The sequence below is a fragment of the Companilactobacillus jidongensis genome, assembly GCF_003946575.1.
GTDB lineage: Bacteria > Bacillota > Bacilli > Lactobacillales > Lactobacillaceae > Companilactobacillus > Companilactobacillus jidongensis.
In genome coordinates this window covers 131,174-144,781 of record NZ_RHOP01000005.1, presented here as the reverse complement: position 1 = coordinate 144,781, position 13,608 = coordinate 131,174, and the positions used below count along the sequence as shown (strand labels likewise).

Here is a 13,608-nt window from a genome sequence, read left to right as displayed (position 1 = left end):
ACCAATTTGGTATTCACTATTTTTATTTTAATAATTCAGGATTTTTATCAGCAAGATCATTATAGAAATTAGCTAGGGTCATTGTGTAGTATGGATAGAACCATAGCATATATAGTGCCAATAAAAGTGTACTGATGAGACTTGATATGGCACCAAAAGGAGCACCAATCGCAGCCACAATACCAGCTAATAACCACCAGCCGATAAAGCTAAGTTGAAGTACAAAGAAGCGCCATTTATTGCCGTCCATTAATTTACGACTGATGGTGATGTAATCGGTCAATGAACGATTTTCACCTAGGCCCTTATCGTTTAAGTCCTTGTAGACGAAGTAAGTTTGTGAATATGAAAAAGTCTTGATGATGCCGGGTATGACTAATAACAATGACCAAAGGAATGTGAAGATATTCATCAAAAGATAAGTAAGAATCAGCCTCCACCAGTCAGGATTTCTAAAGTAGGTGAAGTTACTTGGTAATGGTTCGAAGTCTTCTTCAGGGTCTCTGAGCCAATCTAAGCCCTTGAAGTTAGCCGATTGAATGATCAATAGGAAGACTACGCCGATGATAAGACTTGTTAAGAGTGTCATCGACAGGTTCTTTAATAAGTAGAATTGATCCATGATAGATGTTGAGATGAGTCTGGAAGTATAGTCTCCAGTAAATTGCGTAAAAATAATAACAAACATTGGTAACATAAATAGTAGAGAAGCTTTTTTGCGGTCACGGTGAAGTAGATCTTTAACGGCACGCTTCAATTCATATCTAGATTGATAGTTTTTCATAATTGATCCCCCTGGTATGTTTTGTATATATATTTAGCATATCTTAAATATGCTAAATTATCATTGAAAACATTGTGTTATTACAAATTCGTTCACTGTATATTTTGTATATTGATATTCGCTCAATTAATTTTATATTTTTAGTAAATTTGTATAGAATATAAAGGATAATAGAGTCAACGAATACTGAAAAGGGGTATTAGATATGATTGGATTTATTGGTGCAGGTAGTATTGGTGGAGCCGTGATCACTGGCTTGGTCAAAAACGGTTATGACGAGAATGAGATCATCGTTAAAGGTGGAAAATCAAATCGTACTAAGGATCTACAAGACCATCTTGGTTTCAAGATGGTTCAAAAAATCAAGCAGATGGAAGATGCTGACCCAATTTTTATCGGTGTTGGAGCCAATGCCTTAGATAGCGTGCTTTCAGAATTGAAGTCAATCAGCAAAGACAAAATAGTTGTTGCTTTCACTGGTAGTGCAACAGTCGCAAAACTAAGACAAGCTTTGCCAGACGCCAAAGTAGCCCATGCTATTCCTAATACACCAGTTAAAGTTGGTGCTGGATTCACGGGAATTACATACTCCGAAAAATTTACGGATGATGAGAAGAAGAAAGTTGCTTCAGTCATGGGTTATACGGGACAATTAGTCGAAGTTCCTGAACCACAATTGGGGATTATCGGGACAGTTGCCGGCTGTAGTCCAGCCTTCTTGGATCTATTCATCGAAGCTTTGAGTGATGCAGGTGTAAAACATGGGTTGGATAGAAAATTAGCATATGATGCCGCTATTGGAATGGCACTTGGTGCTAGCAAACTAGCTTTGCAATCTGACTTAAACCCATCAGCGCTAAAGGATGAGGTTACATCTCCAGGTGGTTCAACAATCAAAGGTGTTGCTGCATTGGAAGAATATGGATTCCGTAACGCCGTTATAAAAGCAGTTGACGCTGCTGAAAGTGAATAATTAATTAAAGTCTGAAGTCGCGTAGTATTTTTTCACGTTTGGCTAAGGACTTTTTTTCTATACCAGAAAAATTTTTCCATTTAAAATTCCACAACCTGGTCTTAATAAACGTACCTCGGAATAGCATTCTAGTTAGAGGAGAGCCAATCAAAAATTTGTAGACAAATTTAGGAGTACTCATAGTAGTGATCACTTCTATCTTGGGCTGCTTAGTTAGTTTTGTTTTCATCGAATCGGCTTGATAGAGGATACTTTTAGCATATACTTTGTCAATAAAGCCCTTGGTCATTGCAGGCATAACTTCCCACCAAATAGGGAACATAAAAATAATTCTATCAGCTGATAATAATCTTGCTTGGTAATCTGATACCTGTGCATTCATGGACTTGCCACGGCGCCAGTTAGTCAGGTCATCAGCTGACATGACAGGATCAAAATTGTCAGCGTGTAAGTCGATTAAATCTACTTCGTTATTTTGCTCTTTTAGTTGTGTGATAGTTGATTTAAGTAATGCGGCTAAGAATGAGCGATGATGTGGGATGTTTTCTGATGCGGTTGCAGTGTATGGGTGGTCAAAAATAATAATAGTTTTCATAGTTTGTTGCCTCGATTTTTGTTGTTGAACATAATAATAAAGGGAACAGCAAGATCGAGCATTAACAATTGTTAATTGGGAAGGTGGTAAGTGAATGATGCAAAAAGAATTTTCGAATTATTTGAAAAATAAATTTCCAGCTATTGAAGATCACTGGGATGAACTAGGTTCTTTATTTGTCCCAGCTTCATTTGCCAAAGGTACTACTTTGTTAGATGAAGGTGACGTTGCCGCAGAGGTGTATATCGTTATCCAAGGTGCGTTACGATTATGGCATAACGATAACGGCAGAGATATTACCTTGCAATTTTTCTTTGAGAATCAGATGGTATCCTCATTTGAAAGTTTTTATTTAAATAAACCAAGTGGTTTTTCAATTGAATGTGTTGAAGATACTAAGGTTTTGAAACTAAGTAAAAAGGATTTTGACATGATGCGTCATAGATATCCAGCGATTGAGTCGTCGATCACGAGCCTTATTTGTGAGAGGTTTATTGAGTATCGCAATATTTTCTTTTCGCAGATCCAACATTCACCAGAAGAGCGTTATCGAGAACTAGCTGATAACGATCCAGAGGTGTTGGAACGTGTGCCATTACATTTTGTGGCATCTTACTTAGGAATAACACCAGTATCGTTGAGTCGTATCCGCAAACGTAATTTGTGAAGATTAAATTTTGATAAGTTCGGTATAATAATATAGAATTAAAGAAATAATTTTGAGGGGTTCATAGTAAATGCAAAAAAGAAAAGCCTACCGCATTGCTATTCTGGGTATCTTGATGGCGATTATCTTCGTTCAATCTTTGGTACCATTTTTAGGTTTCATTCCAACTGGTTTCATTAATATCACAATAATTCATATAACTGTTATTGTGGCAGCGATAGTACTCGGCCCTAAAGACGGGGCTATCGTTGGCCTTGTTTGGGGACTGGGTACGATGGTTCGTGCCTTTACCAGTCCAACGTCAATTATTGATACAACCGTCTTTACTAATCCGATCGTTGCCGTTTTACCACGGATCATCGTTGGATTAGTGGCTGGCTATGTTTATTTAGCATTGAAGAATCGTTTCAAAAAACGAATGGTTTCAATGGGAATCGCTGCTGCATTAGGTTCATTGACTAATACACTTTTGGTTTTGGGATTAATGCGTGTAATGTATGCGAGTGCCTTGTCGCAAGCCTATACTACTCAGACTGACTTACTAAATAAGCTGCTGTTAATAATCGTCGGAACCAATGGTATACCTGAAATGATTGCGGCCATAATTATTGCTCCAGCAATTTCGGCTGCAATTTTGAAAGCTAATAAGTTCTTAGATTAATTACTAAAAATGTCCAGAAATTACGTAACGAAAAGAGGTTGAATGATGGAAGATTATACAGATTACAACGCAAAGATCGTTGATGGTTGGGTTGAAGATGGCTGGGAATGGGGCAAACCTATTAGTCATGACGAGTATGTGGCTGCTACCAATGGTGACTTTAAGTTAGTTTTGACACCCAATATCGCTGTTCCTAATGATTGGTATCCTGAGCCTATCAAAGGTAAAAAAATTCTTGGATTGGCATCTGGCGGTGGCCAGCAAATGCCTGTTTTAAGCGCTTTGGGTGGAATTTGTACGGTCTTTGATTATTCGCAAAAACAGTTAGATGCTGAAAAGATAGTCGCTGATAGAGAAGGCTATGACATTGAGATTGTTCGTGGCGATATGACGAAGCCTTTGCCTTTTGCAGACAACAGTTTTGATATGATCATTCAGCCAGTTGCCAACTGTTATATCGAAGATGTGCAACCTGTTTGGAATGAATGCTATCGCATTTTAAAATCCGGTGGTCGAATGATCACTGGATTGGATAATGGTGTAAATTATATTTTTGATAAGTCTGAAACTAAACTGTTTCACAGTTTACCTTACAATCCTTTGAAAGATGCTTCGATCAATGAAGAGTTTCCAATTGAAGAAGAGGGTATACAGTTTTCACATACGTTGAATGAACAATTGCGTGGTCAGATCAAAGCCGGTTTTCAGATTGTTGATTTGTATGAGGATACTAACAGTGAAGGGAAACTGCATGATTATAATATTCCAACGTTTTGGGCTAGTTACGTTATAAAAAAATAATCGTCATCAGAAATCAATTGATTTCTAATGACGATTTTTTATTTAGCTGTCGCAGCCATACGTTCTTTGTGTGAAATAACAATCTTGTCGGCAATTGCACGAGCAACATTTTCGTTTTTCAAAATAGGACCATGTGAGTAACTACCGATAGTATTCTTATAACGCATACCTTCGTTACCCTCTTCGGGATTGTTGCCGTAGCCTTCGATCATTTTCCCAAATGGTTTCAAGACCGATTTATCGTCGAAGTAAGTACGTCCGGAATGATTCTCGAAGGCACGAACCTTACCCCATTCGGTTTCATATTCAGTATCACCGATCATCCGACTGTCAGCCTTAAAAACTGTATGGAAAGGCAGAATATCCAATCCCTTGATAGTTTCTCCACCAGATGTTTCGTAGTAGGCACCTAGGAACTGATAACCACCACAGATGCAGAGCATAGGCTTGTTGGCATTGATGTATTTATCGATAGTATCTTTATGGCGAACGAGATCTTTAGCAACGACTGATTGTTCGAAATCTTGACCACCGCCCCAGAAGACGAAGTCGTAATCAAAGGCATTAAAATCAGCACCTAAGCTAATATTATCAACTTGGGTGTCATAACCCTTTTCCTTTAATAAGAAGGCGAGGATCTTAACGTCGCCGCTATCTCCGTAGGTATTCATTAAATCTTCGTATAAATAAGCAATTTTTATTGTTTCAGGCATAATTTTCTCCAATGTGAATATAACTATTGTAATATATTTAGTTAATGAGGTGATTAAGTTGACTAAAGAAATTAATAAAAAGATTTTAGCAGATTTTCAAGCAAACTTACATCAAGACGCTTCGAACAATGTCTTGAAGAATGCAGTTGCACAAGTAGGTATCTTCCAAACTGCTCAAAATATCAATGCTAAAAGTAAATTAAATCCAACTTTTAATATTGAAGTTCCAACTGGAAAAGTTTCCAATCAAAAGCGTTCAGGACGTTGTTGGTTGTTCTCTTCACTAACGAATCTGCGAACAGAATTCGCTATGAAGTATAACGTGAAGGACTTTGAACTATCTCAAAATTATATCTCATTTTGGGATCGTTTGGAAAAGGCTAATTATTTTTATCAAGGAATCATTAAAACAGCCGCATTGCCAATTACGGACCGTAAGGTGAATGTTTTATTCAGTCATCCAACTGGTGACGGTGGCTTCTGGCAATATGCGACTGACTTGATCCATAAGTATGGTGTGGTTCCAGCATATGCGATGCCCGAAACAGCTGTTTCTAATGATACTTCAGCGTTTAATTCAACAATTGGTATCATGCTAAGAAAGAATGGAATCGAGCTGCGAGAACTAGTCAATGCTGGCAAATCTGAAAAAGAAATCGATCAACGTATTGAACAAATGCTGACGGAAGTCTATAAAGTCTGTGTTTATTCATTTGGACAACCACCGGTGAAGTTTGAATTATCGCTCCGTGACGATGCTGGCAAGTTGATCGAAGATTCCAATATTACTCCTAAAGAATTCTTTAGACAGTATTTCACGATGAACTTGGACGATTATGTTGATGTGATCAATGCACCCCAAGATTCTAAGAAATATGGCAAGTTATATACGATCGATACAGAGGGAAATATGGTCGGCGGCAATTTGACGACATTTTTGAATTTACCTATGGATCGTTTGAAAGAAATGGCCATTGCACAATTGAAGGGCAACGACACTGTTTGGTTCGGAAATGATGTGGGTAAGCAGTCCCAACGTAGCAAGGGGATGTTGTCGGGTGACTTGTATCAAACAGATCAACTATTTGGTATTGATACTAAGATGTCTCGCGGAGAGGCGTTAGACTACAAAGAAGCCGCTATCTCGCATGCTATGACTTTTACAGGTGTGAATATCATCAATGATCGACCAAATCGTTGGAAAGTTGAGAATTCATGGGGTGAAGCAAATGGTGAAAAAGGCTACTTCATGATGGATGATGAGTGGTTCAATGACCATGTGTATGACGCCGTTATAAATAAAAAGTATTTAACAGCTGATGAATTAAAGATGTTGGATCAAGAACCAATCATCTTACCAGCTTGGGATTCAATCGGATAATAAAGAGGGGATGCGACCTAGGTCACATTCCCTTTGCTTTTGGAGTATATTTTTAAATTAAAGCAGGTTTACCGTAAAGATAACCTTGCTGAATACTTATGCCAAATTTTTTAGCCAAAACTTGATCAGCTTTGTCTTCAACACCCTCTAATACTATCTCTAAACGATATTTTTGGGCCATATCGACCCAAAAAGATAGGCATTCAGGTATTTCTTCAGCATTTCCACTCATCCGCAAGTTTTGCATGGCAAACTTGATTTGATCGACGTACGGCAATAAATTTATAACGTTGTCGTAAGTATTTGAACCGGTGCCGACATCGTCAAGTACAACGTCGATATTGTATTGGTGAAGTAAAGTGCTTATTTCCTTCATCTCAGATAGGGTTGGGGCTTCAGTCAGTTCGATCGTTAATGCTGCAGGATCGATGCGCTTTTTTAATGTGATAATTGCTCCAAGGGTCAGAGGATCATTGGCTTGTTTTTGATTCAAATTGAAGGCCAGAACGACATCATGCAACGCAGTATTTAGCTTTACAGCGATTTGTTCTAGAAGCTTTGTTTGATCAGCGATAGAAATCGCCGTGAAGTCTTTAGGCAGTTTCCACGAACCGTTATCATCAGTTCTAAGTAAAAGTTCGTAACCAAAGATAGAGTTATTTTCCTCATTTACTTGTGGTTGAGCAAAAAATTTGTACATAGACGCACCCCCCTTTTTTCAGTAGTTTAATTGTCGTTTAATAAAAATAATTGTAGTCTATATTTTAAGCATCATCAATGGTATATACAGTATGAGAACGGTATTGTTACGGCCAATTTGTCAAACATTACCAGACAAATCAAATATACACCACGATATATTTTAATGACAAACAAAAAGCTTTTTTTTATTAAATAATTGGTTCAAAGTGCTGGTGTATGTCGCATGGTGACATCTACCTCTGTTTCATCACAATTACCAGAAACAGGTACGGTAACTGCACGAGTCTTTTTATAACTACCAGATTTATTACTTATTCGAACATAATATAGTCCGGGGATGCTCTTTTTGAGGTAATATTCATTACCGATTTTCTTTGCTGAAACACTTTTGCCTGCGATTTCAAAAATTGGGTTATTAATATTAGTTTCAATAATTATATTTCTTTTATTTAGCAATACTTTGTACTTTGGATATAGTCCCCAATACTTACCGGATCTAACAATTTGAAAATTACTATAAGAACTTTCATGTTCAATAATAGTTTTTATTTGACTGATGGTTCGGTTATTTTTGGCAAATAATCGATTCAGTGGTTCCAGACTTTGCTTTGAGACTGCATTTCCATTAGAAGTAACAATTGCACTGGCCATTTTTGAAGGAACACCGCTAGTGACATTGTCGGATAAATTGTCAAGTTGACGATACTTAGTGTAATGAGATAGTCCGGAGAAGTAGCCGAAGGTCAATAGTATTATGACAATAATGAGTGCGGTTATCACGTAAGGTTTTCTTTTAGAAATTATTTTTAAAATTTTTTTACAAGTTGAAATTATTCTAGTTAAAATTTCTTTGGTCATGATTTTTTACCAACATAGAAGCCAATTTTAAAAAGTTTAGATATTATTTGACCTCTTATAAGAACTTTTAGTCCTTTTAATTCAGGTTGTCGAATTATTTGTTCAGACAGCAAAAAAAGATGCATTTCTGCATCTTGGTTGGTTATATTATGTTTGATTTTATTCCACCAGGAAGACACCGGATCTTTTTGGCTTATGTCGCAACGACGACATCTAAAATAAAAACTATTTAAAACTGCTTTCCTCACGTTCACGTTTTTGAGGAGCAGTATCTTTTAGCACGCTCATCTTAAGCAAAGCAATAGCAGTTAAACCGATCGACGATAGGAGACCCATGTAGAATCCAGTGTCTATCATGTGTTTGATGATGACATTACTACCACTGGCGATGTAGGCAATGATGTAGAAGACAGCTGGGAAAATCGAGCAGATCAAAAGTGTAAGATTATTGTATTTTTTGAACAGTTGCGAAATTGCACCGATAAAGGCAAAGATAATTGTGATCAAAATGGCATATTTACCATACTCAATGTATTTCGATGGTGTACTTGATTTGCTCAACAGCAAACCAATATCAAATAGCGTTAAGCCACTCTTGTGTGAAATTGAACCGATTGAAGCCATCATGTTGCTGTCGAGATGTAATTTGCTAACGGTTGAGTCAATTGTTAGAACCGGCAATCTGAAGATTGAAAGCATATTGAGAATAAAAGCAATAGCTTCCATAACGAAGAAGTCTTTGGTCGTAACGACCGACTTATCCAATTTTTCTAGGCCTGTAACTTTAGCTAGATAGTCATTTGATGGAACCTTTTCACCGCTACTTTTAGTGTAGATCATACCAAGAATGAACAATTCTATAATGATGGCAGCTAAGCCGATCAATGTATTTATAATGCAAAATAGGATGGCAATGATAACGTAAATGGCTATTAAAACTGGATTATTTTTAATGAATTTTGACATTTTTCTATTTTTCCCCCTCAAGGATACAATAGTAATAGTATCAAAAAAGAGTACCCATGTGCTCTTTAGTAGATAAAATTATTTTTAAAATTCCATAAGCATATCTAGGTGAGGAATATTATCTTCTAGATAAACATCTGAGATCGGCTTAAAACCAAAACTTCCATAGAACTTTTGTAGATAGGCTTGAGCTTGAATTTGAATGGGCTTACCCGGAAAACGTTTTTTGATTTCATCAATCGTAGCGCCGACGATCTTTTCACCTAACCCTTGTTTACGGTACTTTTCAACTACTAAGACACGACCAAAATGAATTTTGTCTGCCTCTTCGATGATACGTGTGTAAGCTTCTAGTTCACCATTTTCAGTTAGGCAAACATGTAAGACGTTATAGTCGTCAGCGTCAACTTCTTGATATGGACAATTTTGTTCAACCACGAAGACAGCGACACGGGCTTTTAAGATATCAATCAATTCTTTGGGTGTTAATTCGTTAGTACTCTTTACTGTAATCATATTTTTCTCCTTTTAGTATACGTAAGATTTATTTTTGAGATTGCGAATATAATATCTCTTTTTAGTTGCAAATGCAACTAAAATTGAATAACTCATCATTGAATTACACAGTAGAATAATATAGGATTAAGAAGTGTGAAACATGTGTTTCACGAGTGGAGGATGTAAATGAAACCGGAAGAATTCTATCAAGCTTTAGCCGCAAAGGGCATTGAACTAAGTGATACACAAAAGAAACAATTTGAAATTTATTTTCATGAATTAGTTGAAACTAATAAAGTTATGAATTTAACAACGATCACAGAAGAGGATCAAGTTTATTTGAAGCACTTCTATGATTCACTAGTTTTGGATTTTGTGGATGAAAAACTTTTAACTGAAGAATTGACTCTTTGTGATGTTGGATCAGGTGCTGGCTTTCCATCGATTCCGCTGAAAATCGTTAATCCTAAATTAAAAATTACGATTGTTGATTCATTGAACAAGCGTATTAAATTCTTGGATGGATTAGTCAACAAGTTAGGATTAGATGATGTAACTTTGGTTCATGGACGTGCTGAAGAAGTTGGTAAGAATAAATCATATCGTGAAAAATTTGATATTGTAACGGCAAGAGCCGTTGCAGCATTGAATGTTCTGACTGAGCTATGTCTGCCATTATCAAAGGTTGACGGAACATTCATCGCTATGAAATCTGAAAAAGCTCCTGAAGAATTGGAACATGCGACGTACTCGATTCAAGTTCTTGGCGGCAAGGTATCTGATCAAAAATCATTTGAATTGCCAAATAATGAAGGTGTCAGAAACTTTATTTTTATTGACAAAGTTAAAAATACACCTGGTAAATATCCTAGGAAACCAGGAACCCCAGCCAAAAAACCACTCGTGAAATAATCAAATGACCTTAAATTAACTACTATTAAATGTTAAAATTTAATGTATGCATTTTTTCGAAGAATAGGGGAATAAAATGGCACGAAAAATATCCGTTGCGAACCAAAAGGGTGGTGTAGGTAAAACAACTACGACCATCAACCTTGGTGCGTGCTTAACTGACTTAGGTCAAAGAGTTTTGATAGTAGATATTGATCCACAAGGCAACGCTACAAGTGGTTTGGGTATTAAGAAGGCCAATGTGGAGAAAGATGTTTACGATGTCTTAGTGAACGAATATCCGCTTGCAAAAACAATTATTCATTCTAACCATAAAAATCTTGATATTGTGCCAGCAACTATTCAATTAGCTGGTGCTGAGATGGAATTAACAACGATGATGGCTCGTGAAACAAGATTACGTGCTGGTCTGGAAGAAGTTGATGATAAGTACGATATTATTTTGATCGATTGCCCGCCTTCTTTGGGGCAATTATCAACGAATGCTTTCACGGCTAGTGATTCAATTATTATTCCGGTTCAAAGTGAGTACTATGCTTTGGAAGGATTGAGTCAATTATTGAATACGATTCGTCTAGTTCAAAAACATTTCAATAATAATCTCGCCATTGAAGGTGTGCTACTGACGATGCTTGACGCTAGAACTAACCTAGGCGCACAAGTAGTTGAAGAAGTTAAGTCATACTTCGGTGACAAGGTTTATAAGGCCATTGTTCCACGTAATACGCGACTCGCTGAAGCGCCTAGTTATGGTTTGCCGATAGTAGACTTCGATGACAAATCTCGTGGAGCAGAAGCATATTGCGACCTTGCTAAGGAGGTGTTAAAACGTAATGGCATCAAACAAAAATAAAAAGGGCCTAGGGAAGGGCATTGATGCGATTTTTTCCGAATTCGAAGCAATTGATGAAAATTCCGAAACAGTCGTGGACTTATCGCTTGATGATATTCGTCCTAATCCTTATCAGCCAAGAAAAACTTTTGATGAACATGCACTGAATGAACTAGCTAGATCGATACAACAAAATGGTGTTTTCCAACCTATTATTGTTCGTGAGAGTGTCAATGGTTTCGAGATCATCGCTGGCGAACGTCGTTTTCGTGCAAGTAAAATTGCTAACCAAACAACCATTCCAGCTATCGTTCGTCCATTGAGTGAATCAGGTATGATGGAAATCGCAGTTTTGGAAAACTTACAGCGTGAAGACTTAACACCTCTTGAAGAAGCTGATGCTTATCAAACATTGATTACTAAGTTGAATTTGACACAAGAACAAGTTTCACAACGTCTGGGTAAGAGTCGTCCCTATATTGCGAATTACTTGCGACTGTTAAATTTACCAGATGCGACGAAGAAATTAGTTCAAAATGGCGATCTATCGATGGGACAAGCTAGAACCTTGTTGAGTCTCAAAGATAAAGAACAGATCGAAAAATTAGCCAAGCGCGCGGTCAGTGAAGACTTAACGGTCCGTCAATTGGAACAATTAGCAACTGAAACTAAACATGATATTAAGAAAAAGAAGAAAGTTTCAAAATCTAAATCACCTTATATTCGTGCGACTGAAGAAAAACTAGTCGAAAAATTTGACACTTCGGTGGCTGTCAAGGAAACACGTAGCGGCCATGGTAAGTTGGAGATCGACTTTACCAATACTGAAGAACTCAATCGCATTTTGGATATTTTAGGGATCAACTTGGATTAGAGGACTGTATATGCTTAATTTAGGCGACATCGTTATGATGAAAAAACCTCATGCCTGTGGGGCAAACAAATGGGAAGTCATTCGAATGGGCGCAGATATCAAGGTTAAGTGCCTTGGTTGCGGTCATATCGTTATGATTCCTAGAAATGATTTTAAGAAGAAATTTAAAAAAGTGATAACTGAAGCTGCGCAAGTTGATGTAAGCCAAGAAGAATTTTATTTAAAGCAGACACAAATTGCACGACCTAATATTAATGGAAATGAGGAGAATTTATAATGGCTTTAACTGCCGGAATCGTAGGATTACCTAACGTTGGAAAATCAACACTATTCAATGCCATAACAAAGGCGGGTGCAGAAATGGCGAACTATCCATTCGCCACTATCGACCCTAATGTAGGTATGGTTGAAGTACCCGACAAACGTTTGACAAGAATCGATACTTTAATTCCTGCCAAAAAATTAATTCATACAACTTTTGAATTTACAGATATTGCCGGAATCGTTAAGGGTGCCAGCAAGGGTGAAGGACTAGGTAACAAGTTCCTAGAAAACATTCGTCAAGTTGATGCCATTGTTCATGTCGTTCGTGCTTTTGATGACGACAACATTACTAGTGTTACAGGTACGGTTGATCCCTTAGATGATATTGAAACCATCAACTTGGAATTGAGCATTTCTGATCTTGATGCTGTCAACAAGCGTTATACAAAGGTTGAGAAGATGGCTAAGAGTGCCAAGGATAAAGACGCTCAAGAAGAATTTGAAGTACTTAAGAAGATCAAACCAGTCCTTGAAGATGGTGGTTCTGTTAGAACTATCGACTTCGATGAAGATGAACAAAAAATCGTTAAGGGATTATTCTTGTTAACTTCAAAACCTGTTTTGTATGTAGCAAACATCGCTGAAGACGATATGGCTGATCCCGAAGGATCAAAATACTATAAAGTCATTGAAGATTACGCTAAAAAAGAAAATGCTGAAGTTATTGGTGTTTCTGCTAAGACTGAAGAAGAAATTGCAGAGCTAGATGATAATGATAGACGTGACTTTCTTGAAGCCGAAGGTGTTAAAGAATCAGGTCTTGATAAGTTGATCAAAGCCAGTTACAAACTATTGGGACTTAGAACATTCTTCACTGCTGGTGGTAAGGAAACACGTGCATGGACATTCCATAAAGGCATGAAGGCACCACAAGTTGCTGGTATTATTCACTCTGACTTTGAACGTGGATTCATTCGTGCCGAAGTTATGTCATTTGATGCACTTGACGAGTTAGGCAGTGAACAAGCTGTCAAAGAAGCTGGTAAATTGCGTGTTGAAGGTAAAGATTATGAAGTACAAGACGGTGACATCATTGAATTCAGATTCAACGTCTAATTTGGGGGAGA

General features: G+C 37.2%; 17 protein-coding genes. 10 read left to right on the top strand and 7 right to left on the bottom strand.

Annotation, left to right across the window (positions count from 1 at the left end):
- Positions 1-22 precede the first annotated feature (22 nt).
- Entirely contained in the window at positions 23-784 is a 762-nt protein-coding gene (locus EKM68_RS04475; protein WP_125588463.1) for a DUF975 family protein, read from the bottom strand.
- 205 nt (positions 785-989) lie between these two features.
- Here EKM68_RS04475 and proC point away from each other — a divergent pair, with 205 nt between their 5' ends.
- Positions 990-1,757, top strand: a complete 768-nt coding sequence (gene proC, locus EKM68_RS04470; RefSeq protein WP_125588462.1) for a pyrroline-5-carboxylate reductase — start codon at positions 990-992, stop codon at positions 1,755-1,757.
- Positions 1,758-1,761: 4 nt separating this feature from the next.
- Here the strand turns inward: proC and EKM68_RS04465 are convergent, their stop codons facing one another.
- Complete coding sequence (locus EKM68_RS04465; RefSeq protein WP_125588461.1) at positions 1,762-2,352, bottom strand: NAD(P)H-dependent oxidoreductase; 591 nt, start codon at positions 2,350-2,352, stop codon at positions 1,762-1,764.
- Between the two features lie 94 nt (positions 2,353-2,446).
- Here EKM68_RS04465 and EKM68_RS04460 point away from each other — a divergent pair, with 94 nt between their 5' ends.
- The 3 genes from EKM68_RS04460 (at position 2,447) to EKM68_RS04450 (ending at position 4,481) form a co-directional block, all read left to right on the top strand.
- Positions 2,447-3,019, top strand: a complete 573-nt coding sequence (locus EKM68_RS04460) for a Crp/Fnr family transcriptional regulator (RefSeq protein ID WP_225422962.1) — start codon at positions 2,447-2,449, stop codon at positions 3,017-3,019.
- Positions 3,020-3,089: 70 nt separating this feature from the next.
- A complete protein-coding gene (locus EKM68_RS04455) occupies positions 3,090-3,680 on the top strand; it encodes an ECF transporter S component (protein WP_125588460.1) in 591 nt (196 codons plus the stop codon).
- 42 nt (positions 3,681-3,722) lie between these two features.
- Positions 3,723-4,481 carry a class I SAM-dependent methyltransferase gene (locus tag EKM68_RS04450; protein WP_125588459.1) on the top strand — a complete coding sequence of 253 codons (759 nt, stop codon included), beginning with the start codon at positions 3,723-3,725 and terminating at the stop codon, positions 4,479-4,481.
- A 38-nt stretch (positions 4,482-4,519) separates the two neighbouring features.
- Here EKM68_RS04450 and EKM68_RS04445 read toward each other — a convergent pair whose 3' ends face one another.
- Positions 4,520-5,194, bottom strand: a complete 675-nt coding sequence (locus tag EKM68_RS04445) for a type 1 glutamine amidotransferase (RefSeq protein WP_191987371.1) — start codon at positions 5,192-5,194, stop codon at positions 4,520-4,522.
- Positions 5,195-5,252: 58 nt separating this feature from the next.
- Here EKM68_RS04445 and EKM68_RS04440 point away from each other — a divergent pair, with 58 nt between their 5' ends.
- Positions 5,253-6,575, top strand: coding sequence for a C1 family peptidase (locus tag EKM68_RS04440; RefSeq protein ID WP_125588458.1), 1,323 nt, complete (start codon positions 5,253-5,255; stop codon positions 6,573-6,575).
- Between the two features lie 52 nt (positions 6,576-6,627).
- On the opposite strand, the gene EKM68_RS04435 is transcribed toward EKM68_RS04440, so the two are convergent.
- The 4 genes from EKM68_RS04435 to EKM68_RS04420 all read right to left on the bottom strand — a co-directional run bounded on the left by EKM68_RS04435 (position 6,628) and on the right by EKM68_RS04420 (position 9,617).
- A complete protein-coding gene (locus EKM68_RS04435) occupies positions 6,628-7,275 on the bottom strand; it encodes an EAL domain-containing protein (protein ID WP_125588457.1) in 648 nt (215 codons plus the stop codon).
- Between the two features lie 203 nt (positions 7,276-7,478).
- Complete coding sequence (locus tag EKM68_RS04430; RefSeq protein ID WP_125588456.1) at positions 7,479-8,135, bottom strand: zinc ribbon domain-containing protein; 657 nt, start codon at positions 8,133-8,135, stop codon at positions 7,479-7,481.
- Between the two features lie 225 nt (positions 8,136-8,360).
- Positions 8,361-9,101, bottom strand: a complete 741-nt coding sequence (locus EKM68_RS04425) for a hypothetical protein (RefSeq protein WP_125588455.1) — start codon at positions 9,099-9,101, stop codon at positions 8,361-8,363.
- A gap of 84 nt (positions 9,102-9,185) precedes the next feature.
- Positions 9,186-9,617, bottom strand: coding sequence for a GNAT family N-acetyltransferase (locus EKM68_RS04420; RefSeq protein WP_125588454.1), 432 nt, complete (start codon positions 9,615-9,617; stop codon positions 9,186-9,188).
- Between the two features lie 168 nt (positions 9,618-9,785).
- On the opposite strand from EKM68_RS04420, the gene rsmG reads away from it, so the two are divergent.
- From rsmG to ychF, 5 genes are all read left to right on the top strand, one after another.
- Positions 9,786-10,511, top strand: a complete 726-nt coding sequence (rsmG, locus tag EKM68_RS04415; protein ID WP_125588453.1) for a 16S rRNA (guanine(527)-N(7))-methyltransferase RsmG — start codon at positions 9,786-9,788, stop codon at positions 10,509-10,511.
- A gap of 76 nt (positions 10,512-10,587) precedes the next feature.
- A complete protein-coding gene (locus EKM68_RS04410; RefSeq protein ID WP_125588452.1) occupies positions 10,588-11,364 on the top strand; it encodes a ParA family protein in 777 nt (258 codons plus the stop codon).
- Positions 11,345-12,217, top strand: a complete 873-nt coding sequence (locus EKM68_RS04405) for a ParB/RepB/Spo0J family partition protein (RefSeq protein WP_125588451.1) — start codon at positions 11,345-11,347, stop codon at positions 12,215-12,217. The genes EKM68_RS04410 and EKM68_RS04405 overlap by 20 nt, the downstream gene beginning before the upstream one ends.
- Before the next feature lie 10 nt (positions 12,218-12,227).
- Positions 12,228-12,494 (top strand): DUF951 domain-containing protein, encoded by a 267-nt coding sequence (locus EKM68_RS04400; protein WP_125588450.1) that lies wholly within the window; start codon positions 12,228-12,230, stop codon positions 12,492-12,494.
- Complete coding sequence (gene ychF / locus EKM68_RS04395; protein WP_125588449.1) at positions 12,494-13,597, top strand: redox-regulated ATPase YchF; 1,104 nt, start codon at positions 12,494-12,496, stop codon at positions 13,595-13,597. Before EKM68_RS04400 ends, ychF begins: the two co-directional genes overlap by 1 nt.
- Positions 13,598-13,608 lie beyond the last annotated feature (11 nt).